A 25,290-nucleotide genomic window follows, 5' to 3' on the forward strand; every position below is an offset into this window, starting at 1 on the left:
TTCTACCTAAAATCATTGCCGACGGTTAAAGATTGAGTTGAATTTCTCTTTCCGCCGCTGTCGGTTCAAATCCGCTGCTTTCATAATATTTAAAAATTGCATTAACTATTTTATCCGGTTCATCAATGAGTTGGATTAAATGCATGTCATCCGCCGAAATGAAACCTTCGGCGATCAAGGTATTCTGAAACCAATCCAGCAAACCGCGCCAGAATGCCGAATAAACCAGAATGATCGGCATCTTGCGGGTTTTTCCGGTTTGTACCAGTGTCAGCGCTTCCATCAATTCATCCAAAGTGCCGAAGCCGCCGGGAAGCACGACGTATGCCGTGGTGAACTTAACAAACATGTATTTGCGCGCGAAAAAGTGCCGGAAGGTTTGGCTGACGTCCTGATACGCATTGCGATGCTGTTCGTGCGGCAATTGAATATTCAAGCCGATGCTGGGCGATTTGCCGTAATAGGCGCCTTTATTGGCAGCTTCCATGATACCCGGGCCGCCGCCGGATATAACCGCGAAACCGGCATCGGATAGCTGCTTGGCAATTTGCTCGGCCAGTTTGTAGTGGGGGCTATCGGGATCGGTGCGCGCGCTGCCGAAAATACTGACGGCCGGTTGAATCGCATCAAGCCGTTCCGTTCCTTCAACAAACTCTGCCATAATTCCAAACAAGCGCCATGATTCTTTTGCTGACCAGGGTTTTTCCATGGATGAATGACTGGCCGAGTTATCTTGAAGGTTCATAGGAATATTGTATAAATGAAAACATTGCTGTTGGTCGATGGTTCATCCTACTTATATCGCGCCTTTCATGCCTTGCCGGATTTGCGCAATCGCAACAATGAGCCGACGGGTGCGATTCATGGCGTGCTCAATATGCTGCGGCGGTTGCACAAGGATTACCACGCGGATTATAGCGCGTGCGTGTTTGATGCAAAAGGTAAAACTTTCCGCGACGATTTGTATCCCGACTATAAGTCGCATCGACCGCCGATGCCGCATGATCTGGCGGTGCAGATCGCACCATTGCATGCCTGCATCCACGCCATGGGCTGGCCGATGTTGATCATCGACGGCGTGGAAGCCGATGACGTCATCGGCACGTTGGCGAAACAGGCAGCCGAAGCCGATATGCGCTGCATTATTTCAACCGGCGATAAGGATATCGCGCAACTGGTGAATCCGTGGGTCACGCTGGTGAATACCATGAGCAACGAAGTACTGGATGAAGCCAATGTGCTGGCTAAGTTTGGCGTGCCGCCGCAGCGTATGCTGGATTACCTGATGCTGGTCGGTGATGCCTCCGACAACGTCCCCGGGGTGCAAAAAGTGGGCCCCAAGACAGCAGTTAAGTGGCTGACACAGTACGGATCGCTGGACAATCTCATTATCCATGCCGCCGAGATCAAGGGCGCGATCGGCGACAACTTGCGCCAGGCGCTGACGTGGTTCGAGACATCGCGCCAGTTGATCACGATCAAGTGCGATGTGGATTTGCCGGTCAAAATTGCTGATCTGGCACTGCAGCCTCAGGATACCGGGCAACTGATTCAGTTGTATGAGCAATTGGACATGAAAACATCGCTGCGGGAGTTGCGTCAGCAAATGACCGCGGATCAATCCGAATCGATTCCCGTGAATGAAAACGGGATTGCGGCGACTGGCAACGTCAACTGCGATGTTGCGGTTGACGATCCGGTCACGTATCAAACGATACTGAGCGAAAATGAATTGGAAAATTGGTTAATCCGGCTCGATACCGCGCCATTGGTGTCGGTGGATACTGAAACGACCAGTTTAAGTCCGATGCAGGCAAAACTGGTGGGCATTTCGTTTTGCATTGAAAGCCATCATGCGGCGTATATTCCGCTGACACATCACTACACCGGTGTGCCGCAACAACTTGCGCTGGATATGGTGCTGACAAAACTGAAACTGTGGCTGGAGAATGCGGCAAAACCCAAACTCGGGCAGAATTTGAAGTACGACAAGCATGTGTTTGCCAATCACGGTATCCAACTGAACGGTATTGCGCATGACACCTTGTTGCAATCGTATGTGCTCGAATCGCACCGGCTGCATAACATGGATAATCTGGCGCTGCGTCATTTGGATGTTAAAACCGTCAGCTATGACGATGTCACCGGCAAAGGCGCCAATCGTATCGGTTTTGATGAGGTGGCGCTTGATAGCGCGACACAGTATGCAGCAGAAGATGCGGATATCGCCTTACGCTTGCATCAAACGCTCTATCCCGACATTCAAAAGGATGAACGACTGGATTACATCTATCGCGCGATCGAAATGCCGATTCTGGATGTGCTGTTTACGATTGAGCGCAACGGTGTGCTACTGGATTATCAGTTGTTGCATAAGCAGAGCCGCGAACTGGGCGAGAAATTACAAGCACTGGAGCATCAAGCGCACACCATCGCGGGGCAGCCGTTCAATCTCAATTCACCGAAGCAGATTCAAGAGATTCTATTCAATCAGTTGAAATTGCCGGTTATTAAAAAAACACCGACCGGCGTTCCTTCCACCGATGAAGATGTGCTGCAGCAACTCGCACTGGATTATCCGCTGCCGAAGCTGTTGCTCGATTACCGCGGTCTGGCAAAACTGAAGTCGACGTATACCGACAAATTGCCGCTGATGATGGATCGCACTACCGGCCGGGTGCATACCAATTACGCGCAGGCGGTTGCCGTGACCGGGCGTCTGGCGAGCTCCGATCCGAATTTGCAGAATATTCCGGTGCGCACCAGCGAAGGGCGCAGAATCCGCGAAGCATTCATTGCGCCACCAGGGCATAAAATCATTTCGGCGGATTATTCGCAAATCGAACTGCGCATTATGGCGCATATTTCCCAGGATCAGCGATTGCTCGACGCTTTTGCCGCCGGAGAGGATATCCACCGTGCAACGGCTGCGGAGATTCTCGGGATTCCGTTGGATCAAGTCGATCCTGAACAGCGCCGCTACGCCAAGGTGATTAATTTCGGTTTGATCTACGGCATGTCGGAATTCGGTCTGGCCGCGCAATTGAACATTGAGCGCAGTGCCGCGCGCGCGTATATGGAGCGGTATTTTGCCCGCTATCCGGGTGTGGAGAACTATATGCGGCAAACCCGGGAAAAAGCCAGGCAATTCGGATATGTTGAAACCGTACTGGGGCGCCGGTTATGGTTACCTGAAATCAATAACGCCAATGGAAACCGCCGCCAAGGCGCGGAGCGGGCGGCTATCAATGCGCCGATGCAAGGCACCGCCGCCGATATCATCAAACTGGCGATGATCGCGGTACATAACTGGCTGCACCTAGCGCAATTGCGCAGTAAATTGATCATGCAGGTGCATGATGAGCTGGTTCTGGAAGTTCCGGATGAGGAAGTGGCAGTAATAAAAGATTCCTTGCCGGCGCATATGGGCAATGTCTTGCAACTGGATGTGCCGCTGCTGATCGAGGTGGGTATCGGTGATAACTGGGAACAGGCACATTAAGGGAATTAAGGAAACGCTGAATATTCAGTGTTTCCTTAATTCAATTCATTGTGCCCGGCTTTTCAATTGCGGATTTTTATTCGCGTGTTTCGATTTGCATCAGCGGTTCAGTGGGTGTCGCGGTGGTTTTCTTAACTCTTCGGCGCGGCCTTTTGGGGATAACAACTTCTTCCGCCACGGCTTCGACCTTCTCGGGCGGTGTTTCAACCATCACCAAACCGATTTTGCTGAAATCCGGAAGTTCCTTGATTACAGCGACTTCCGGCAATGGCGCTGGAGCCGTTGGAGGCTCCGTTTGTGCAATTTGATCGTGTGCTGCGTGATCGGATGCTGATGCCTCCGCAATCACTTTCTTGGTTGATTGTTTCTTGGCAGCAGCGGAAACGGAAGAATCTTCGCTGACCGGCGTCGCTTTCTCTTCAGCTGGTTGCAGGTTGATCGCTTGTTCACTCGGATACGTGTTTTCACTCAACGATTCATTCGCCACCGCTTCCGGGTTTTCAGCAGCACTCCGGGTTCTGCTTGCTGGGTCACGATGTTTATTGCCACGGTGCCGTCGCAAGCGTCTGCGTTCGTCGGTTTTTACACTGGCGCCTTCGGAGTCTTCAATCGCTATTGCAGAGCTATCTTCTATTGATAATGCTTTTTCCGCAGGGCTTGCAGCAGAATCTTGAGCGACATGGGCAGTCTCCTGATGTTCTGCAGAAACTGCATCGTGGTGAGTTTGCTCGGATTGCGGATTTTCAGGGAAATCCTGCGGTGTTACAGTGCTGAGGTCGGCCGCTTCGCTTTGTTTGTTTTGTTTGTGTGCCGAGGCATCCTTACTGCGTTCATTGCGGTTACGTCCACGGCGTCCGCGTGATCGCCCGCGTTCCTGCGATTGCCTGGTTTTATCCGCTTCAAGCGGCTGCTTTTCCTCGCTATCTGTCCGCATTTCCTCATTCTGAGCCGGTTTAAACCAGCTGAAAAACTTATCCAGAAGTGAAGTGTCGCGTGATCTGTCTTCGCGAACCGGTGCCGGTTGCGCGGGTGTTATACCTTGTACAGCAGCTTGTGGCCGGGTGGGTTTGTTTCTTTGTTCGGCAATGACCGGATTGGTTTCCTCCGGCTGTTTTTCCACCAGTTTGTAACTGACCACCGATTCGTTTGCCTTGCTGTCTTCGTGACGGATGCGGGTGATATTGTAAGCGGGGGTTTCGATATGGATATTCGGTATGAGTACGATGTTGATACGCTGTCGGACTTCGATATCGTAAATCTCCGCTCGCTTCTCGTTCAGAAGGTAGGTAGCGACATCGACCGGAAGCTGGACGTGCAGTGCGCTGGTGTTTTCTTTCATGACTTCTTCCTGGATGATTCTGAGCACGTGCAGTGCCGATGAATCGGTGCCGCGGATAAAGCCGGTGCCTTGGCAGCGCGTACAAGGAATATAATTGCTTTCACCCAGTGAAGGCCGCAGGCGCTGACGCGATAATTCCAGCAAGCCGAAACGCGATATTTTTCCCACTTGAATGCGCGCGCGGTCTTGCCGCAGCGCTTCGTGCAATCGCGCTTCGACTTCGCGTTGATTGCGTTGCACGTCCATATCGATAAAGTCGATGACGATCAAGCCGCCCAAATCGCGCAGCCGCAATTGCCGTGCAATTTCGTCAGCGGCTTCCAGGTTAGTATTCAATGCAGTATGTTCGATATCCAGCCCACGGATAGCGCGGGCTGAGTTGACGTCGACGGATACCAGCGCTTCCGTGTGATCGATGACAATGGCGCCTCCCGATGGAAGTGTTACTTGCCGGGAATAAGCGGTCTCAATTTGATGTTCGATCTGGAAGCGTGAAAAAAGCGGCACATCGTCGTGATAAAACTTCAAGCGATCGACAGTTGCGGGCATGACATGCGCCATAAACTGACTGGCTTGTTCGTAGATGTCGCGGCTGTCGATCAGGATCTCGCCGATTTCCTGACTGAAGTAATCGCGGATCGCGCGAATGACCAGACTGCTTTCCTGATAAATCAGAAAAACGCCATCCTGATTATTGGCCGCTTCTTCAATCGCATACCAGAGTTGCGTCAGGTAATTCAAATCCCATTGCAGTTCTTCCGTGCTGCGCCCGATACCGGCGGTTCTGGCAATGATGCTCATGCCATCGGGCACTTCGAGTTGCGCGATAACTTCGCGTAAATCGTTGCGTTCTTCGCCGGTGATGCGGCGCGATACGCCACCGCTGTTGGGATTGTTCGGGATTAAAACCAGATAGCGGCCGGCCAGCGAGATATATGTTGTCAGTGCAGCGCCTTTGGTGCCGCGCTCATCTTTATCGACTTGGACGATGAGTTCCTGGCCTTCCTGCAGCAAATCCTGGATGCGGCTGTTGGCAGTGCCGTTTTCGGCAAAACAGGAGGAAGCGATTTCTTTGAAGGGTAAAAAACCGTGCCGTTCACAGCCATAATCCACGAACGCAGCTTCCAGACTGGGTTCTATTCGTGTGATGACGGCTTTGTAGATATTGCTTTTACGTTGTTCCTTACTGATCGATTCGATGTCGAGGTCAATCAATGTTTGACCGTTGACGATTGCAACCCGCAACTCTTCAGGTTGGGTTGCGTTAAATAACATTCGTTTCATTTACAAGCCTTACGTGTTCTATTTATAAATACGCTATCCGAAATTTCTCCGGTTAGATTTTTGGGGTGTACGTAGTTGTAATGACGAGGTTTTGGTTTAATGATTTTTTTGTAATTTCTATTTGTCAATTCAATTCTATGTTTATATTTATTATTTTATTTTAGTATGTTAGTTGAGTATAAGTGATGTTTTTTTGTGCTCGGAACTAAATAAAACCAAATCACTTCTTGCTGTGGTGGGCTTTATCGTCCCTGTTAAGGTAACAGATTTTACATAAAGTTCCAAACGGAACTTTGTTTTATGTCAATATTGCTAGAAGCGCCGTACATTGGAAATGACCACTCACACTGCCGGCAAATTCTACAGCAACGATTTCAAAAAGAAATAAGCAAAACCTTTATAATTTACCAAGAAATCGTATTGTTCCTGGAAGTGATAAATAAAATCAAAAATTTAACAATGAACATGCAACTCGCTGCATCCGTCACCAAAGAATGTATTGGAGAAGAAGAAAGCGACCAGCGAGTTGATAATTTCTTATTCAGACGTTTCCGGAGTGTACCCAAAAGCCATGTGTATCAACTGCTGAGAAGCGGCCAAGTGCGTGTCAACGGGAAACGGATCGATGCCAGTTATCGCTTGCAGGCGGGCGACATTATACGAATTCCGCCGGTTAAAGTCGCGGAAAAAAGCGCTTCCAGGCAAGTTTCGAATAATCCGGTCAATTTCTTTGCTTTTTCTGTTGTACATGAAGATGACGCCGTACTGGCGATTGATAAACCAGGCGGTATGGCAGTGCATGGCGGCAGCGGAATCGGTTTCGGCGTCATCGAACAACTGCGGGCGCAAAATCCAACCTGGAAGTTTCTTGAACTGGTGCATCGCCTGGATCGGGAAACATCCGGTGTGCTGCTGCTGGCAAAAAAACGCAGCGCATTGGTCGAGTTGCACCGGCAAATTCGCGAAGGGTTGATGGAAAAGCATTACCTGACGATGATTAAAGGAAAATGGCGGAATGCCAAGCAACACGTCAAGCTGGCGCTCGATAAATATGTCACGGCAGCCGGTGAACGCCGCGTAATGGTGGCTACCGGTATTCGTAAAGACAGTAAACCGATGGCGGCACACACGATCTTTACACTGCAAAAAACCTGGCAAAATTTCAGTTTGCTGGATGCGGAAATCAAAACTGGCCGCACGCACCAGATTCGCGTCCATCTCGCACACTTGGGATTTCCCATCGTCGGCGACGACAAGTATGGTGATTTCGAACTTAACAAGCGATTGGCCAGAAGCGGCGGACAAAATAAACTGGCGCGCATGTTTTTGCACGCACACACGTTAAAGATTACACATCCGGTTTCTGGTGCGCGCATGCAATTGCAAGCGCCCTTGCCTGCGGATTTGCAGGGATTTATCGATGGCTTGGAGAATGTTAACGACTCCGCAGTCTAAATTTACGGTTTGGCAGCAACTTTTCCGGAAGTGATCATGGTGTGTAAAACTTTCCAGACATTTTCCACAATTTTTTTCTGTGCCATTTCGTTCGGATGTATTCCATCGGCTTGAAAAAATTCATGTTGGTCGCCAAAACCGGCCAATAGAAAAGGCACTAATTTGATTTGATATTTCTCTGCGAGCTGCGGAAAAATAGCTTGGAACTTTTGCGTGTACGTCATGCCATAATTGGGCGGTAATTGCATGCCCGCAAGTAACACCAGTGCATTGTTTTGCTGACATGTTTCAATAATGGTAGCAAGATTGTCGTGAATGGATTTGATCGTTGCGCCACGTAAACCATCGTTGCCGCCAAGCTCAAGGATAACAATCTCGGGGCGATGTTTTTCCAATACTTGCCGGATTCGGTTGCGGCCGCCAAGCGTGGTTTCACCGCTGATGCTGACATTGACGACTTGATAACCGGCGAATTCGGATTGCAACTGTTGCTTAAGTAATGCAACCCAACCGTCTTCCGCCGATATGCCATAATTGGCGGACAGGCTGTCGCCGAAAACCAGGACCGTTTTACCGGACGCTGCAGCGGGTATAGCGAATGTAAAAACAAGAATCAGAATAATCAGGAAATTTTTTTTCATGTCAGATAGTCGTGTTAATCAACCCATTCTTTGGACACAAGCGCTCAGCAAACAAGTCAATACCGGCGATCAGCAATTGACTATTCTGCAAAATATCGAATTGCAGGTGAATCCGGGTGAAGCCGTTGCCATTATAGGTGCATCCGGTTCCGGCAAGTCTACTTTGTTGGGCTTACTGGCGGGATTGGATTTACCGACTTCCGGGAAAGTTCATCTGGATGCGGTCGATATCTTCGCGCTGGATGAAGACAGCCGGGCGGCTTTACGCGGCCGGGTGCTCGGTTTTGTGTTTCAGTCGTTTCAATTGCTGCCGGCGTTGACCGCGCTTGAAAACGTCATGCTGCCGCTCGAACTTGCCGCAGCCGGCGATGCGGAAGCAACCGCACACCGGCTGCTGGAGCGCGTCGGGTTGGGCAAGCGCCTGCATCATTATCCCAAACAGTTATCCGGCGGTGAGCAGCAGCGGGTCGCCATTGCACGCGCGTTTGCGACCGCTCCCAAATTATTGCTGGCCGACGAACCTACCGGCAATCTCGATTCGGCTACCGGCATACAGATCATCGAATTGATGTTCGAACTCAATCGCGAACATGGCACGACCCTGGTGCTGGTGACGCACGATGAAGCATTGTCACAGCGCTGTTCGCGTCAGATTCGCCTGGCGGACGGTAAAGTGGTGCAATAATCGGTTCACTGTGCGCGATGAATAATATTCGCTACTTTCAGACAGGTAACTTTTCCTCATGAGTCATTTCAAACTGTCACTGCGTATGCTGCATCGCGACTGGCGCGCAGGTGAATTAAATGTTTTGCTGCTGGCGTTGATCATCGCCGTGAGCGGTATTGCCACCGTCGGTTTTTTTGCCGATCGTGTGGAATTGGCGCTGGCGCGCGAGAGTAATCAACTGTTGGGCGCGGATTTGCTGGTCATTTCCAGCCGGCCGTTGCCGCAGCACTATGCCGATGAAGCCAAGCGCTTAGGTTTGGCAGTTTCGTCGCTAATCAAATTTGCCAGTATGATTTCCAACGGTGACAGCAATCTGCTGACCGAGGTCAAGGCTGTGACGGAAAACTATCCGCTACGCGGCCATGTGCAACTGGCAAATCAATCAGCGGAGAACTCGAATTCGCAAACAGAAGTTCGAGAAGCCAACGGAATTCCGCAGCCAGGTACCATCTGGGTCGATGAAAAAGTCGTGGTGCGATTGGATCTCAGCGGCGGCGACACGGTCGATGTCGGTGCAACTCAGTTGATGGTAACCGAGCGGGTCATGCGCGAACCGGATCACTCGGTGGGGTTTGTCAACATGGGGCCGCGCGCCATCATCAATGCGGCGGATCTGGAAAAAACCGGCCTAATCCAGGAAGGCAGCCGCGTGTCTTATCAATTGCTGTTGGCAGGTGAAGCCGAAACGGTGCAGCGATTTCGCGATTGGGCAAAGCCACAACTGACCAAGGCGCAACGCATGGAAGGCATCCGCGACGCGCGCCCTGAAATCAAAGCCGCATTGGAGCGCTCGGAAAAATTTCTCAGCCTGGCAGCATTGGCCAGCGTGGTTCTGGCAGCGGCGGCAATTGCCTTGGCGGTGCGCCGCTTTACTCAGCGTCATCTGGATGGCTGCGCGGTGATGCGCAGTCTGGGGGCCAGTCAACGTCAATTGTTTTATTTGTATTTGTACTATTTCATCGCGCTGGGTGTGATCGCTAGCAGTATCGGCTGTTTGGTTGGTTTTGCCGCGCAGCAGATTCTGACGCACTGGTTGAGCGGCATCATCGAAACGGAATTACCTTGGCCTAATGCGCTACCCGCTTTGCAAGGCTTGCTGGTGGGGCTGGTATTGCTGCTCGGATTTGCATTGCCGCCGGTGCTCAATTTGCGCAGTGTACCGGCATTACGCGTGCTGCGCCGCGATATCGGATTGTCCAATAAGCATAGCATCGCGGGCTACTTGCTCGGGTTGGCGGCATTATCGCTGCTGTTTATCTGGAAAGCGCAAGACCTGAAATTGGGATTGTATATCGTAGCCGGATTTGTCGCGGCGATTGCCGTTTTCGGTTGTTTGGGCTGGCTGCTGATCCGCGTGCTGGCAAGCCTGCGGCATCAGGCTGGCGGCGCGTGGCGCTACGGTCTGGCCAGCATCCGCCGCCGTGCGGTTTCGAGCATTGTGCAAGCGGTGGCGCTGGGTTTGGGATTGATGGCCATGTTGATGCTGACGTTGATCCAGGACGATTTGATCGACGATTGGCATACCAGTTTGCCGCCGGATGCGCCGAATCATTTTCTGGTCAATATCCAGGCGGATCAATTAGAACCGCTGCACGATTTTTTTCAACAGCACGAAATAGAACAGCCGCGCATGTATCCGATGGTCAGAGGCCGGTTGATCAAAATCAATGGCAACGATGTCTCGGCGGAAGATTATGCCGGCGATGTGCACGCGGAACGTCACATCCGGCGTGAATTCAATCTAACCTGGAGCGATGCACTGGCGGCGGATAACGAGGTAGTGCAGGGACGCTGGTGGGATGCCGGCACCCATGAAGCGGAATTGTCGATCGAAGAAGGCATCGCCAAAATCATCCGGGTCAAATTGGGCGATGTGGTGACTTACGATATTGCCGGCAGTCATTTCTCCGCGACAATCACCAGTGTGCGGAAAGTCGACTGGGACACCTTCCGCGTCAATTTCTTTGTCATCGTGCCGCCCGGTTTGCTGGAAAATTATCCGGCCAGCTATATCACCAGTTTTTATGTACCGCCGGCGGAGATTCACCGGGTGCACGAGCTGGTCAAAACATTTCCGAATATTCTGGTGGTCGATGTCGCCACGGTCATCGGTCAGGTGCAACAGATGATTCAACAGGTTTCGCAAGCAATCGAGTTCGTTTTCCTGTTCACGCTGTTGGCCGGTTTTGCCGTGTTGTACGCAGCGATTGTTGCGACGCAGGATGAGCGCATTTTTGAGGCGGCCATTTTTCGCGCTTTGGGCGCCCGGCGCGAGCAATTGTCGCGTGCCTGGGCGGCGGAATTTGTCATTCTGGGCGGATTATCCGGCTTATTCGCCTCGGCCGGTGCCAGCGTGCTCGGGTACGTCGTCGGCAAACATGTGCTGCATCTCGATTACACGTTTGATCCTTGGATCTGGGTGGTGGGTGTATCGACCGGTGTGATCGGGGTATTAGCCGCCGGTTTACTGGGAACGCGCTCAGCGCTGTCAAGCCCGCCGCTATTGACGCTGCGCAAGGTTGGATAGCGCAATGGACGATTTACCGCTGGCGAAACTCAAAGCGCTGCCGCCGCTCAGTCTCTATATTCATATTCCGTGGTGTTTGAAGAAATGCCCTTACTGCGATTTCAATTCGCACGAGATTCGCGGGCAGGGCGGCCAAGCACCCGAAGAGGAGTACGTCGCCGCATTGATTCGCGATCTGGAATCGGCTTTGCAGGATGTTTGGGGGCGGCGGTTGAGCAGCGTGTTTTTCGGCGGGGGCACACCGAGTCTGTTCAGTGCGCGTGCCATCGATACGATTCTGACAGCGGTGCGCACACTATTGCCGCTGGAGCATTTTGCCGAAGTCACGTTGGAAGCCAATCCCGGTACATTTGAAGCGCAAAAATTCGCCGATTTCCGCGCAGCCGGAATCAACCGCCTGTCGATCGGCATCCAAAGTTTTAACCCGCAGCACTTGAAAGCGCTGGGGCGAGTGCATGACGACCGGGAAGCACACCATGCAGTTGAAATTGCGTTGCAGAATTTCGATAACATCAATCTCGATCTGATGTATGCGTTGCCCGGGCAAACGTTGCAGGATGCGCAGAGTGATATCGAAACCGCATGTGCACTGGGTGTAACGCATATCTCCGCTTACCATCTGACGTTAGAGCCGAATACACTGTTTCACCGCTTTCCACCACCGCTACCCGACGACGAACAAGCGGCTGCGATGCAAGAACTGATTGAACAGACTGCCGCGACTCATCATTATCGCAATTACGAGACCTCGGCGTTCGCGCGCCCCGGCAAGGAATCGCAGCATAATCTGAACTATTGGCTGTTCGGCGATTATCTCGGCATCGGTGCGGGGGCGCACAGCAAGATCAGTTTCGCCGACAAAATCGTGCGCCAGATGCGTTTCAAGCAACCGAAGGAATATCTGGCCAAGGCGCATGCGGGGGAATCTTTGCTGCAGACGCAGCAGGCATTGACCGTCACGGATCGCGGCTTCGAGTTCATGATGAATGCGCTGCGTCTTAGCGGCGGATTTGATACCGCGTTGTTTCAGGAGCGCACCGGTTTATCAATTAGCACCGTGCAAAAACAATTGGATGAAGCCGAGCAACGCGGTTTGCTGGTGCACGATCATCTGCGCATCAAACCGACCGTGCTGGGCAGGCGCTTTCTTAACGATTTGCTGCAGATCTTTTTGCCGGAATCGAACGCTGGATAACACGCTTTCCGGTTTGACCGGAAGATGCGCTAAAATCCTGGCCAGTCAATTTATTCATGGGAGAGCAACAACGATGGCGTATGTAAAACCGGAGGAAGTCGTCGAAAACATGTTACTGGCAGGTGCCAAGAAAGCAAGCTTGTCAGCCAAACAATTGCTGATCCGCGGCTTTTTGTCCGGCGCTTTTCTCGGTTACGCCACTACATTGGCGATTCTGGCGGCGGCGCAAACGGGTTGGGGGATCACCGGTGCACTGGTATTTCCGGTCGGCTTCGTCATGATCGTGCTGCTCGGATTGGAACTTGCCACTGGCAATTTCGCGCTGATTCCGATTGCCGTCAAAGACGGCCGGGTACCCTTCAGCCGGTTACTGAAAAATTGGACCTGGGTATTGACCGGCAACCTGATCGGCAGCGTCACGTATGCGTACCTGTACTGCATCGTAGCGACCAAAATGGGCTCCATCGATCCGGCCACTATCCCTGCACTGCAACGTACCATTACCATCGCCGAAACCAAAACGCTCGAGTACGCCAAACTCGGTTTCGACGGCACCGTCGCGGCATTTACCAGCGCGATCCTGTGCAATTGGATGGTAACTTTGGGCGCCGTCATGGCATTCACCTCGACCAGCGCGATCGGTAAAATCGCCGCGATGTGGCTGCCGATCATGACATTCTTCGGTTTGGGGTACGAGCACGCCATCGTCAACATGTTCGTCATTCCCGCCGGCATCTGGCTCGGCGCGGATATCACCATCGCCGATTGGTGGCTGTGGAACGGTTTGCCGGTAATTGCCGGGAATTTGTTCGGTGGCATGCTATTTACTGGATTTATGTTGTATTGGAGTTATGGCAAACCGGCAAGTTAGTCATAGCAGCGCGCTTACTCTTTTACTGTTACTTTATGCCCAGAACCGGTGCTTTACTCTCGTTATCCCGTGAACATCATTCCTCGCTGGTGCTCGCACGCGCTGCGCGGCAAGTTGCGGAGAACGGCGACAATGCCGCTGTCGTGACAATGATGCAGCGCGTTGAAGCGCATTGGCAAACGGTCTTGTGTGAGCATTTTGCACGCGAAGAGCAATTGCTGCGCTTGGCGACGGATACAGTGGATACCGAATCTGCCGATCGGATCCTGGCCGAACATGCGGAATTGCGCATGCTGGCTTGCGGGCCTTGTGAGTTAGAACTTGCTGCACGGTTGCGCCGGTTTGGCGAATTATTGACGGCACATGTGCGCTACGAGGAACGGGTGATTTTTCCGCAATTGCAAGCACATCCATGTGTTGCCGGTGCGGTTGAAGAATCAGACTAGCCCTATCCTGGCAATGATGACAGCAAGCTGATTTTGCGATCGGAAAAAACAAATCCCGCTGTTGGAGCGGGATTTGTTGGAGATACACAAAATTTGATTATGCATTGACCTTCCGGCGGCGCGCTGCGAAACCCAGCAATCCCAATCCTGCTAACAGCATAGCGTAAGTTTCTGGCTCAGGAACCGGTGCGATACCGGCGACACCGACGGTGAATCCATGCCAATTTTCACTGGTGTGCGTAAACGTGATGGAATTGAACGAACCTGGCAATTCGATAATGCCGTGAACTTCACCGGAGCCGAAGAATCCTGTACCTGATCCGTTCAGAATGGGTGTGCCAGAACCCCAGTACCCAGAGCCAAAGCTATCGATCACGATGGGTACACCGAAATCCACAGTATTACCATTCCAGCTTGCCAACGCAATATACGGATTCACAACGGTTTGCGAAAACGTGATCGTGACTGTGCCGCCCTGATCGAGCGCGATAATGTCGGAAGCCGGTGGTGCATTGTCAACGGTGCCGTTGGTATAGGCCGAACCTGTCCAGAAATTTGTTCCTCCTGCTGTCTGCACGAAGGCGTGTGCGCCGGTACCGGAGTATCCGACACCGACGGTAGTTGATCCTACTACCAAATCTCCGGATGCTGAAAATGAATCCGGCGAAGAAGTCCAGTCCGTCCATGATACAGTCACCGCGAATGCAGATGCGGAAAAGGAAGTTGCAATGAAAAAACCGAATGCGAGCTGTGTTATACGTTTCATGATTTTCACCCTCTCTGTGTGAATAAAAAGTTTTAACTCTATTTTTGCTAAATGGATATTCTGAAAAAAGTAGCGAGCGACGGACAGGTAAGGTGAAATCAGGCGAAAAAGCGCAATTTACGAATGGTAAATGAGTATTTCGAACCTCATTGCAACACAGCATGACCGGGCGCAGCAGTTTTTCAGAGCTTTCTTAAACATTAGCGCCTAATATTAACCGGTCAGGCGATTTAATGCAGTAGTTAGATGTACTTTATTTTTGTAGGATAATTGTCCCGATTATGGAGTTGCAAGGTCTGAAAATCACTGTTTGCAGCAACTCGACAAGCATTGGGATAGATGCTGATGAGTCTGGCCAACCTGTGCCTGCTGTGCAGACGATTGTTGGCTACTTGCCGCTCAACATACTCCGATGGCGGACGGTGAAGCACAAACAGGGGAATTTGGTGACAAAATGCCGCCGGAAAATGAATTGCCGGGAATCCGTACTCAAAAACTGGCAGCAGTACCGGAAAATCTGAAAGCATCTAATTGTTCAGCGATTCCTTGAGTAAATATTGGGTCAAATTAGTATTTTATTGATCTGAATCAACGAATCTAATCTTGATTCAACTGAAAATGCGACTTCCACTAATTAATAATGTTGGAGGTGATAATGAGTATGCTAGAAACAGAAGATGTTACTACATTTAAAAAATTGGGTTTTAATTTGGCAGTTATCGGTGCAGTGGCTGCTGCTTTGATTATAGTATCGATGTATCTTTCATAAACAATTGACACGACCACTTAAAATTTCTTGAATTCAAGCATTTCAAATAAATTATCCCGCCGCAAATAGCGGGGTAATTTATTCTCTGATTTCCAGCCAATCTTCACCTCATAGAACAAAGTATTAAACTCGCTGAGATTAAAACGAAATTCGGTTTCATTTTCGGTGCAGATAAAAAGTATGTTCAAGCATCATTGAATTTTGCCAAACATTATTTCGCAAAGCTCTAAAAATATCCGATACCGTTTAATTGCCATTCATCATCGGCAAATTCGTTATCACCATAATGAATTCTCAAATGCTTACGAATCCGATGGCAATGCGCTGCATAAATGCGACTAACTCTGGTTAATTTAACTGCACTGGTAACTAAAAAATCCAGGAAAAATATCAAGTCAATTGCCTGAATTTCACTGCTTCAATTCAAGTACTGTTGCGACCGTCTTTTTGTAGCAATGATTTCTACCGATAGGGCAACCGGGAAAGTTTTTTATAATCCGCAACGAAACCACAAACTCAAAATAAAGGTTCATTGAAAAATGACCGTTATTTCCTGGTTTAACGGGAACTTGCTGCAGTATGGGTGGATTTTTATGGTAGTTCTTACCGCATATCAATAGGAGCTCTCCATATGAAAAAAATCATTTTACTTTTGTTTGTTTTATTGCTCGTTTATACAAACTTTTTCTCTGAAAAGGACAGGCTGGATAGAGAGGTTGATCGACTGTGTACGATTGATGGCGGTATCAGAGTTTATGAAACGGTGAAGTTACCGTCGGATAAGTTTAATGAGCGCGGTGAGATTACTTTCTATAGACCTACTCAAAAAGAAAATGCATTGGGACCTGAGTATGTTTTTAGATGGAATGTTCACTACTACAAAAAAAATGACCCTTCTCGACAAGATATTCATGAAAGCTCAATGAAACGTGATCACATTCAGATTGTACGGAAATCGGATATGAAGTTATTGGGTGAATTTGTTTTATATCGAAGAGCAGGAGGAGATTTGCCAGGACCGTGGCATCCGTCATCGTACCGATGTCCAGGGTTAAAAGAAAATGAAATTATTTTGATGAAACAAATATTCAGAAACTCTAATGAAGGAGATAAGCAATGAGTACTGTGAAAACATACGCTATTCAAGCTGAATTGTCACAGGCAGCTTACGGTACGTTTTTGGGTAAAGAAATCGCAGCTACTGAACTAACCAATAGCGATACTGCCGATATGTCCTTCTCCCAAGCCACTGCTTTCATTAAAAAATGGCAAGTCGCTGATCAATACACCGATCCTGTAACCGGTGTCTCAGCCACAGTTTTTGAGGCCAAGAATGGCGGCGCTAAGTATCTCGCAATCCGTGGCACCGAGCTTGAAGCCAAGGATATATTGGCTGACGGAATATTGGCATCTGCAATCCCCCCCGTTATCAACCTCCAATTCATAGCACTACAACTGAAGTTAAATGCGTGGCTAGACGATCCGGACGTACTGCAAGGCCAAAACTTTACAGTTACCGGGCATAGTCTGGGTGGTTATTTAGCCGCGGCTGTTAAGCAAAGTTATGCGCAAGCAACGGAAGCCTATTTGTACAACGCACCGGGTGTGGGTGGTTTGCTCGGTAATCTGGCAGATGCGGTGAGCAGCGCGCTCGGTCTGAATAATGTTGCGCCCGATAGTATCTGGAATTTACGAGGTTCGGAAGGTTTTCCGCTTATTTCGGGGTTGGGTTTTCAGCTTGGCACATCTGTCAGTATTCAAACCGAAGCATCCAGCAATAATCATAGCATCAGTTTGTTAACCGATGCTTTAACCGTCTATTCCGTTTATTCCCAATTGGCGCCCAATCTGAATCAGGAGCAGCTCGACAAACTGATCGATGCTTTCGGTTCGACCAAGGATATTGGTGGATCGAACGGCAAAACGCTGGAATCCGCATCGATGCGTTGTGTGTGATTCTGTGAAACCCAGCTCAACTTACGTAAGAAAATTTTTTCTTGTGTGTTGTGATGTCGAAATTCCAAACCCCGAATAAAGAATCAGTAAATAATGTCCGTTAAATTCTGCTTTGACTGTAACTTGCTGCAGTAAAGGTGGATTTATGATGGTTGTTAACTGTAGACCAATAGAGGCTTGTTATATGAAAAAAATCGTTTTGCTTTTGCTTGCTGCATTGATTGTTTATGCAACCTTTTTTACAGAAAAAGACAGGTTGGATAGGGAAGTAAAACGGCTTTGTGCGATTGATGGCGGTATCAGGGTTTATGAGATGGTGAAGTTGCCGGCGGAGAGATTTGAGAAGGATGGCTCTATATATATTCCATCCGAGCAAATGGTAAAACCGAATCATGAGTATTACTACGAATCATCTCAACAATTTCTTATTGAGGGAAATCCATCAATGTGGCGGAACCATTATATGGTTTATCGGACGTCTGATAATAAATTGATTGGTGAATCATCGAGTTATTCAAGGCATGGCGGAGACATCCCAGGGCCTTGGCATGGATCATCATTCAGATGCCCTGTGAAAGCGGATATAACCGACTTGAATATGCAAATTTTTATCAAGGAATGAGGGGGCGACTATGAATCATCATACTGATTATTTCAAGCAAGCAGAATTAGCATTAGCAGCATACGCAAATCTGGTTACGGAAATTCCAAATCAAGATGAATTGAAAGAGGCGGAATTTTCCGATAACCAAGCCCACGCTTTTGCCGATAGCTACAACGTAGTTGACCAATTCAACGATTCTACTACCGGCGTATCTGCAACAGTATTTGCCGATAAGATTACCGGTGATACCTTTCTTGCAGTCCGAGGTACCGAGCTTACTGATATCAGAGATTTTGCAACCGGGGTTTTTGACATCATGCTGTTTGGCAGTACGCAGCTGCATCCGCAATATAATAGCCTTAAAACCAAGGTTACTGAATGGCTGGGAAACGGCACACTTTCTCCGATATTCACTGTTACCGGGCATAGCATGGGTGGTTTTCTGGCAACAGGTCTTGTTAACGATCCTGATTTCGCCAGTAATGTTTCACATGCTTATCTATACAACACACCAGGACTAGGTGGTTTTCTTGGGCCTTCCATAAATACCGTGCTGGGTTGGATAGGTTTTGCCGAAGCATACGACCAATCCAAGATCAGTAATATTGAAGCGGCAACAGGTACTAGTCCAATTTCAGGACTAGGTTTCGACGCTGCTCCCCCGATTGACGTCATCATTGAAGACCAAATGGCTTCAGATATAAGCAACCCTCCCGGTGCGCGAAATCACAGTCAGCAGGTACTAACCGATGCTTTAGCCGTCTATTCCGTTTATTCCCAGTTGGCGCCCAATTTGAGTCAGGAGCAGCTCAACAAACTGATGGATGCTTTCGGTTCGACCAAGGATATTGGTGGATCGAACAGTAAAACACTGGAATCCGCATCTTGATGCGTTGCAGCGTTGCGTGTCATTTTGCTGAATCCGGAGAATGGCAAGATAGCGCTTAGTGAAAATCAGAAGACTGAAACGGGTAATCGTGACAAATTTTATGAGAATCTTTATGGATTGCAAAATAGTGATCAATTCAAGGATTCAGCGGACAAAGTTCAGTTGACGTTGTTATCCGATTTGTCCCCCGGCGCGATCATCAGCAAGATCGAAAGCAACGATCAGGACGGCCTGGCAACCCGCTTTGCATTGCTTGCGCTGAATCCTTTTGTTCTGGAAGGAGAAAAAATTGATTACGGTGCTTTCAATACCAACGGCGAACTGGATCTCTTCAGTCCGGATAGTGGCACGGGCACGCTGACGTCATCTTATCTGGTCGACCGTATGACGATGTTGATCCGTAAGAATTGGTTCAATAGCGAGGACAAGAATCCTCTGGATTCATCGGTTACGTTCAGCTCAAGCAATCATAGCTATCAAAATATCAATGACTCTCTTGAGAGTGGTGCCGACATTGCCAAATTCGACACGCTGATCGCTGTAGGAAGACATGGCGCCAGCGATGTGCGGCAGTCACGAGATAACGATTTAACAATACTATTTTAAATAAAGCACCCTGCCGCAAGCGGCGAGGTATTTAAATGCGCTCTTCAGGCTGCTGGTTTTCAACCAGCTTACGCCCCAAGGAGCGAGGAATTAAACCCGAAGAGATTAAATACATCAACTTTAATGCTCCCAATACCGCTAGCTTTCCAAAGCTGAGTGAAATGACAAAGCCAGTATATATTGTGCTGCGCTTAATGACACTTACCCGCTGACACCAAACGAGGAATTGATTGTATGAAAAAGATTGTTTTGTTATTGATCGCTGCAGCAATCGTTTATGCCACGTTTTTTACAGAAAAGGCTCGGCTAGACCGGGAAGTGGATCGCCTGTGTGCGATTGATGGCGGTATCAGAGTTTATGAAACGGTGAAGTTACCGCCGGATAAGTTTAATGAACGAGGGGAAGTTATTTTTTACCAGCCTACTCAAAGAATAGAAGACTCGCTAGGGCTAGAGTACATTTTTCAATGGGATGTTCATTATTACAAAAAAGGTGACCCTGCTGTAACTGGACCTCAAGATACGGTTATGAAGCGAACTCATATTCAGATCATCAGAAAGTCTGATATGAAAATATTGGGTGAGTTTGTTTTATATAGTAGAGGAGGAGGTGATTTCCCGGGACCTTGGGCGCCTTCATCGTATAGATGTCCCAGTGCTGCGAAAGCTAGTTCTGGCAAGCTGATGCGTAGAATTTTTATCCAATTAACTAGTGGAGTCTCAGAATGAGTAATATCACTGCATATTCTTTGCAAACCGAGTTGGCTCAAGCAGCATATGGCACGTTCTCGGGTAGAGCAATAGAAATTGAAGAATTAACAGATAATAATACTGTCGGCATGCCTCTCTCCCAAGCCACTGCTTTCAATAAAGCACCCCGCCGCAAGCAGCGGGGTATTAACTGCGTTCTTCAATCTGCTGGTTTTTCAACCAGCTTTCGCCCCAAGGGGCGGGGAATTGAACCCGCAGAGATTAAAAAATGGCAAGTCGCTGATCAATACACCGATCCTGTAACCGGTGTCTCAGCCACAGTTTTTGAGGCCAAGAATGGCGGCGCTAAGTATCTCGCAATCCGTGGCACCGAGCTTGAAGCCAAGGATATATTGGCTGACGGAATATTGGCATCTGCAATCCCCCCCGTTATCAACCCCCAATTCATAGCACTACAACTGAAGGGCACCTCTAATAACCCGGATTTTTGGTGAATCCTGCTGCGCAACGATGTAGGCGAGCGATTTTGGTTCGATTTCTTCGGTAAATTACGGCATTTCCAATGCGGTGTTGCCCCGTGTCTGCCTCGAATCGCCTTGGGCTTCGGCGATTCGTCCCAATTCGGGCGTCAGAAGGCTTTAATTCCGGCTTTGCGGAAATAAACAAGCCGCTTCAGGTTGTAGCAGGCCGCCATCATCGTCATAGCGAAGCTAGCCCGCTTCTCACCGATCGTGCGGATTATCTTGCCGCCCATCTGCGTGATGGCGGCGAAGACGTGCTCGACACGGGCACGAGTCTTGGCGATCCGGTGATTGCGCCGCTGCTGGCATTCGGATAACGGCTTGTTCCGCTTGCCCTTGCGCTGGATCTGGTTGCGAAAGCCGTTCTCCTTGAGCCAGGCTTGGCGCGCCTCGGATGGGTAGCCCCGGTCGGCATACACGTCCCGCTTCATGTTCAGTGTATCAAAGACGGTGTCGAAGCCCTGACTGTCGTGCGTGCTGGCAGTGTCGGTCTCGATCTTGCGGATAATCTTGTACTTCTTGTCGATGTTGATCGAGAGCTTGTAGCCGAAGATGCTCTTGCCATGCTTCTTCGTCCAAGTCGCGTCGATGTCCTTCTGGCGCCGCTTCGCAGGCTTCCAGTCAGCGGGCGTCGCACTTTGCTCAATCAGTTCCTTCTCGCCACGGCTGTTGTGTTGCTTGGGCGCAGGCACCAGCGTGGCGTCGATGATCTGGCCGCCCCGTGCGATGAAGCCCTTCTTCAATAATTGCGAGGACACGCCATCGAACAACGCCTTCGCACCCGCTTCACCAATCCGGTTCTCAAATGTCCATACCGTAGTGCGGTCCGGAATGTTCGTTGCGTTCGCGAGTCCGCAGAAACGCTTGTAGCTCATGCGATCGAGCAACTGGTACTCCATCTGCTCGTCTGACAGGTTGTACAGCCGCTTCAACACCAGAATACGCACCATCGTTTCAGTGGGGTACGGCGGACGCCCTCCCTGAGGACTGACCAACCGCGGCGCAATCGCATCAACCTTGGCCGCCAATGCCGAAAAGTTAATGTGCGACTCGATATCAGCCAATGGGTCCCCCAGCGAGTCAATCTTCTGGCGGTGGTGTTCTTCAGCAAACAGGTCGGTCTTAATGGCGCTACGCAGTTTCATCGGGTCGGGCAGCTACAAAATTCATGATATTGTGATTTTACTAAAAACCAGTAAAGGGAGGTTCTTCGAGGTACCCTGAAGTTAAATGCGTGGCTAGACGATCCGGACGTACTGCAAGGCCAAAACTTTACAGTTACCGGGCATAGTCTGGGTGGTTATTTAGCCGCGGCTGTTAAGCAAAGTTATGCGCAAGCAACGGAAGCCTATCTCTATAACGCTCCGGGCGTGGGTGGCTTGCTCGGTAATCTGGCAGATGCGGTGAGCAGCGCGCTCGGTCTGAATAATGTTGCGCCCGATAGTATCTGGAATTTACGAGGTTCGGAAGGTTTTCCACTTATTTCCGGGTTGGGTTTTCAGCTTGGCACATCTGTCAGTATTCAAACCGAAGCATCCGGCAATAATCATAGCATCAGTTTGTTAACCGATGCTTTAACCGTCTATTCCGTTTATTCCCAATTAGCGCCCAGTCTGAATCAAGAACAGCTCAGCAAGTTGATTGATGCTTTCGGTTCGACTAAGGATATTGGCGGATCGAACGGCAAAACGCTGGAATCCGCATCGATGCGTTGTGTGTGATTCTGTGAAACCCAGCTCAACTTACGTAAGAAAATTTTTTCTTGTGTGTTGTGATGTCGAAATTCCAAACCCCGAATAAAGAATCAGTAAATAATGTCCGTTAAATTCTGCTTTGACTGTAACTTGCTGCAGTAAAGGTGGATTTATGATGGTTGTTAACTGTAGACCAATAGAGGCTTGTTATATGAAAAAAATCGTTTTGCTTTTGCTTGCTGCATTGATTGTTTATGCAACCTTTTTTACAGAAAAAGACAGGTTGGATAGGGAAGTAAAACGGCTTTGTGCGATTGATGGCGGTATCAGGGTTTATGAGATGGTGAAGTTGCCGGCGGAGAGATTCGATCGTTACGGGCAGATATCAATTCCGTACAAGGAGAATGTTAAGCCAGGAGATGAGTATTACTACGAATCATCTACGATTTATCTGATCAGAGGAAATCCAAAAATGTGGCAAAGTCACTATAGAGTATATCGGGTATACGACAGTAAATTTCTCGGTGAATCGGTTGGTTATGCAAGAGTTGGTGGTGATATGCCAGGTCCATGGCATTCGTCATCTTATAGTTGTCCTGACAGAGTAGATATTACTGATTTAAAGAAACAAATATTTATAAAAAACTGATAGGAAAAGATGATGAGCCAATTTACCGAGTATTTCAAATAAGCTGAACTAGCACTTGCATCATATACACAAAATTAATTGCCGGCGATCCATCTGAATTTGAATTGAAAAAAGCGGAGTTATCTGCTGGTCAAGCTCGTACTTTCGTCGGCACTTATCAAGTAATCGAACAATTCAATGATGCATTGACGGGTCTGTCGACAACAGTATTCACTGATAAAGTTTCCGGAGAAGCTTTTCTTGCTATTCGTGGGATGAAAGATTCTGATCGAATGGATTTATTGACGGATCTGATTGATATCACGTGGCTGGGTAGCACAACACTGCAACCGCAATATATCAGCCTCAAATTCAAAGTCGCGGAGTGGCTCGAAAATGGAATACTCCCACAAAACTTTACTGTTACTGGCCACAGCCTGGGTGGTTTTTTGGCGGCAGGGCTTGTTGCAGAACCCATGTTTACGAATCATATTTCACATGCATATCTTTACAATGCCCCAGGAGTGGGCGGTTATACAGGCCCCTCTGCGGCGGCTTATGCGATTTTGGATTTTCTTGGTGTTGCATCCACATATGATCAATCCAAGATCAGTAATATTGAAGCGGCAACAGGTACTAGGGCCTGTTAACACTACCTAAGTGCTTCGACGATGAGAGCGAAATGGATGAATGAGAGAAAAATGACATCCAGTTTGTCGAATCTGGAGAATATTCGACGGAATCCCTTGAGTCTGCGGAATAATCTTTCGATCTCATTGCGTTTTTTGTACATGGCGCGGTCATATTCCCAGAGCTCCAGCCGATTAGTTTTGGGTGGGACAACCGGGATATAACCGAGCTCCAATGCAAGCTGTCTGGTTTGATCACCCTCATAAGCGCGATCCATCAGCAGATGAGTAGGAGAAGAGACGGGGCCGAGTGCTAACAGGAGTTGTCGTCCTTCCGGTGCGTCATGTGTATGCCCCGGAGATAAGGAAAAAGTTATGGCTGTTCTGGTATCTGCGGCAACCAGATGAATTTTAGTGGTCCAGCCACCTCGGGATTTGCCGATGGATTGCGGGCCGTTTTTTTTTAATGCACCAGTACCATCAGGGTGCACTTTGATGCTGGTGCTATCCATCGAAACGGCTTCAATCTTGATGCGAATGATTTGTTGATGCTGCAGCTGCTCAAAAACTTTTTGAAGCACGCCGCTTTTCGCCCATCGATTCATTCGAGTGTAGATGGTATGCCAATTACCGAAACGCTTGGGTAGTCCGCGCCACTTGCAACCATGCTCGGTAACATACAGAATAGCATTGAGAATTTGTAGATTGGAATGACTGACATTGCCACGCTGGCGCGGCATGCAGTGTTCGATCTGTTGATATTGAGTTTCGGTGATTTCCATCACCATATTATATCAAATAGTGTTAACAGGCCCTAATAATGTTTCCCATGCTTATCTTTTTAATGCGCCAGGATTAGGTGGTTTCACAGGACCTTTCATCAATACCGTGCTTGACTGGATGGGTCTTACACCCACCTACGATCAGTCCAAAATCAGCAACATTGTTGCTGCCACCGGTATTAGTCCAATCGCGGGTCTGGGTTTCGATGTCGCTCCGCCGATTGACATCGTGATTGAAGACCAGATGGCCTTAGACATCACTGATCCGCCGGGTGCGCGCAATCATAGTCAGCAAGTATTAACCGATGCTTTAGCCGTCTATTCCGCTTATTCCCAGTTGGCGCCCAATCTGAATCAGGAGCAGCTCGACAAACTGATCGATGCTTTCGGTTCGACCAAGGATATTGGTGGATCGAACGGCAAAACGCTGGAATCCGCCCTCGATGCGTTGCGTGTCATTTTGCTGGATCCGGAGAATGGCAAGATTGCACTGAGTGAAAGCCGGAAGACTGAAACGGGTAATCGTGACAAATTTTATGAAAATCTTTATGAGCTACAAAATAATGGGCCATTCAAGGATTCGGCAGATAAAGTTCAGTTGACGCTGTTATCCGATTTGTCCCCCGGCGCGATCATCAGCAAGATCGAAAGCAACGATCAGGGCGGCCTGGCAACCCGCTTTGCATTGCTTGCGCTGAATCCTTTGTTCTGGAAGGAGAAAAATTGATTACGGTGCTTTCAATACCAA

Annotated in this window: 23 protein-coding genes and 1 pseudogene; 18 read left to right on the forward strand and 6 right to left on the reverse strand. The window is 49.1% G+C overall.

Annotated features, from left to right (window positions below; all coding sequences use genetic code 11):
• Positions 1–25: 25 nt before the first annotated feature.
• A complete protein-coding gene (locus HRU78_07015; GenBank protein ID QOJ23435.1) occupies positions 26–745 on the reverse strand; it encodes a TIGR00730 family Rossman fold protein in 720 nt (239 codons plus the stop codon).
• A gap of 15 nt (positions 746–760) precedes the next feature.
• Between HRU78_07015 and polA the strand changes: the two genes are divergently transcribed.
• On the forward strand, positions 761–3,502 hold the full coding sequence (polA, locus tag HRU78_07020; GenBank protein QOJ23436.1) for a DNA polymerase I: 2,742 nt from the start codon (positions 761–763) through the stop codon (positions 3,500–3,502).
• A gap of 76 nt (positions 3,503–3,578) precedes the next feature.
• Here polA and HRU78_07025 read toward each other — a convergent pair whose 3' ends face one another.
• Positions 3,579–6,125, reverse strand: coding sequence for an Rne/Rng family ribonuclease (locus HRU78_07025; protein ID QOJ23437.1), 2,547 nt, complete (start codon positions 6,123–6,125; stop codon positions 3,579–3,581).
• A gap of 465 nt (positions 6,126–6,590) precedes the next feature.
• Here HRU78_07025 and HRU78_07030 point away from each other — a divergent pair, with 465 nt between their 5' ends.
• The gene (locus HRU78_07030) at positions 6,591–7,580 is read left to right on the forward strand and encodes an RluA family pseudouridine synthase (GenBank protein ID QOJ24959.1); all 990 of its coding nucleotides are present in this window, start codon (positions 6,591–6,593) and stop codon (positions 7,578–7,580) included.
• A gap of 2 nt (positions 7,581–7,582) precedes the next feature.
• On the opposite strand, the gene HRU78_07035 is transcribed toward HRU78_07030, so the two are convergent.
• Positions 7,583–8,221, reverse strand: coding sequence for an arylesterase (locus tag HRU78_07035; protein ID QOJ23438.1), 639 nt, complete (start codon positions 8,219–8,221; stop codon positions 7,583–7,585).
• On the opposite strand from HRU78_07035, the gene HRU78_07040 reads away from it, so the two are divergent.
• The 5 genes from HRU78_07040 to HRU78_07060 all read left to right on the forward strand — a co-directional run bounded on the left by HRU78_07040 (position 8,220) and on the right by HRU78_07060 (position 13,987).
• Positions 8,220–8,906, forward strand: coding sequence for an ATP-binding cassette domain-containing protein (locus HRU78_07040; GenBank protein QOJ23439.1), 687 nt, complete (start codon positions 8,220–8,222; stop codon positions 8,904–8,906). The two genes, HRU78_07035 and HRU78_07040, sit on opposite strands and share 2 nt — an antisense overlap.
• A 58-nt stretch (positions 8,907–8,964) precedes the next feature.
• Positions 8,965–11,475 (forward strand): ABC transporter permease, encoded by a 2,511-nt coding sequence (locus HRU78_07045; GenBank protein ID QOJ23440.1) that lies wholly within the window; start codon positions 8,965–8,967, stop codon positions 11,473–11,475.
• Positions 11,476–11,479: 4 nt separating this feature from the next.
• Positions 11,480–12,670, forward strand: a complete 1,191-nt coding sequence (locus HRU78_07050) for an oxygen-independent coproporphyrinogen III oxidase-like protein (GenBank protein QOJ23441.1) — start codon at positions 11,480–11,482, stop codon at positions 12,668–12,670.
• Between the two features lie 73 nt (positions 12,671–12,743).
• On the forward strand, positions 12,744–13,541 hold the full coding sequence (locus HRU78_07055; GenBank protein ID QOJ23442.1) for a formate/nitrite transporter family protein: 798 nt from the start codon (positions 12,744–12,746) through the stop codon (positions 13,539–13,541).
• Between the two features lie 35 nt (positions 13,542–13,576).
• Positions 13,577–13,987, forward strand: coding sequence for a hemerythrin domain-containing protein (locus tag HRU78_07060; protein ID QOJ23443.1), 411 nt, complete (start codon positions 13,577–13,579; stop codon positions 13,985–13,987).
• 97 nt (positions 13,988–14,084) lie between these two features.
• Here HRU78_07060 and HRU78_07065 read toward each other — a convergent pair.
• Positions 14,085–14,171: pseudogene (locus tag HRU78_07065) on the reverse strand (PEPxxWA-CTERM sorting domain-containing protein).
• A 1,982-nt stretch (positions 14,172–16,153) separates the two neighbouring features.
• On the opposite strand from HRU78_07065, the gene HRU78_07070 reads away from it, so the two are divergent.
• From HRU78_07070 to HRU78_07100, 7 genes are all read left to right on the forward strand, one after another.
• Positions 16,154–16,642 (forward strand): hypothetical protein, encoded by a 489-nt coding sequence (locus HRU78_07070; protein ID QOJ23444.1) that lies wholly within the window; start codon positions 16,154–16,156, stop codon positions 16,640–16,642.
• Positions 16,639–17,478, forward strand: a complete 840-nt coding sequence (locus HRU78_07075) for a hypothetical protein (protein QOJ23445.1) — start codon at positions 16,639–16,641, stop codon at positions 17,476–17,478. The genes HRU78_07070 and HRU78_07075 overlap by 4 nt, the downstream gene beginning before the upstream one ends.
• 184 nt (positions 17,479–17,662) lie before the next feature.
• The gene (locus tag HRU78_07080) at positions 17,663–18,100 is read left to right on the forward strand and encodes a hypothetical protein (GenBank protein QOJ23446.1); all 438 of its coding nucleotides are present in this window, start codon (positions 17,663–17,665) and stop codon (positions 18,098–18,100) included.
• 10 nt (positions 18,101–18,110) lie between these two features.
• Positions 18,111–18,971 carry a hypothetical protein gene (locus HRU78_07085; GenBank protein ID QOJ23447.1) on the forward strand — a complete coding sequence of 287 codons (861 nt, stop codon included), beginning with the start codon at positions 18,111–18,113 and terminating at the stop codon, positions 18,969–18,971.
• A gap of 12 nt (positions 18,972–18,983) precedes the next feature.
• On the forward strand, positions 18,984–19,577 hold the full coding sequence (locus tag HRU78_07090) for a hypothetical protein (GenBank protein QOJ23448.1): 594 nt from the start codon (positions 18,984–18,986) through the stop codon (positions 19,575–19,577).
• A gap of 234 nt (positions 19,578–19,811) precedes the next feature.
• Positions 19,812–20,306 carry a hypothetical protein gene (locus HRU78_07095; protein ID QOJ23449.1) on the forward strand — a complete coding sequence of 165 codons (495 nt, stop codon included), beginning with the start codon at positions 19,812–19,814 and terminating at the stop codon, positions 20,304–20,306.
• Positions 20,303–20,782 (forward strand): hypothetical protein, encoded by a 480-nt coding sequence (locus HRU78_07100; protein ID QOJ23450.1) that lies wholly within the window; start codon positions 20,303–20,305, stop codon positions 20,780–20,782. Before HRU78_07095 ends, HRU78_07100 begins: the two co-directional genes overlap by 4 nt.
• Positions 20,783–20,916: 134 nt before the next feature.
• Here the strand turns inward: HRU78_07100 and HRU78_07105 are convergent, their stop codons facing one another.
• Positions 20,917–21,954: an IS5 family transposase gene (locus tag HRU78_07105; GenBank protein ID QOJ23451.1), complete on the reverse strand. Its 1,038-nt coding sequence runs from the start codon at positions 21,952–21,954 to the stop codon at positions 20,917–20,919.
• A 225-nt stretch (positions 21,955–22,179) separates the two neighbouring features.
• On the opposite strand from HRU78_07105, the gene HRU78_07110 reads away from it, so the two are divergent.
• From HRU78_07110 to HRU78_07120, 3 genes are all read left to right on the forward strand, one after another.
• Positions 22,180–22,530, forward strand: a complete 351-nt coding sequence (locus HRU78_07110) for a hypothetical protein (GenBank protein ID QOJ23452.1) — start codon at positions 22,180–22,182, stop codon at positions 22,528–22,530.
• A gap of 184 nt (positions 22,531–22,714) precedes the next feature.
• Positions 22,715–23,152 (forward strand): hypothetical protein, encoded by a 438-nt coding sequence (locus tag HRU78_07115; protein QOJ23453.1) that lies wholly within the window; start codon positions 22,715–22,717, stop codon positions 23,150–23,152.
• Between the two features lie 104 nt (positions 23,153–23,256).
• On the forward strand, positions 23,257–23,781 hold the full coding sequence (locus HRU78_07120; GenBank protein ID QOJ23454.1) for a hypothetical protein: 525 nt from the start codon (positions 23,257–23,259) through the stop codon (positions 23,779–23,781).
• Positions 23,782–23,783: 2 nt separating this feature from the next.
• Here the strand turns inward: HRU78_07120 and HRU78_07125 are convergent, their stop codons facing one another.
• On the reverse strand, positions 23,784–24,542 hold the full coding sequence (locus tag HRU78_07125; protein QOJ24960.1) for an IS5 family transposase: 759 nt from the start codon (positions 24,540–24,542) through the stop codon (positions 23,784–23,786).
• Between the two features lie 19 nt (positions 24,543–24,561).
• Here HRU78_07125 and HRU78_07130 point away from each other — a divergent pair, with 19 nt between their 5' ends.
• A complete protein-coding gene (locus HRU78_07130) occupies positions 24,562–25,269 on the forward strand; it encodes a hypothetical protein (GenBank protein QOJ23455.1) in 708 nt (235 codons plus the stop codon).
• The last annotated feature ends 21 nt before the right edge of the window (positions 25,270–25,290 follow it).

The organism is Gammaproteobacteria bacterium, from assembly GCA_015709635.1.
Lineage (GTDB): Bacteria > Pseudomonadota > Gammaproteobacteria > Burkholderiales > Nitrosomonadaceae > Nitrosomonas.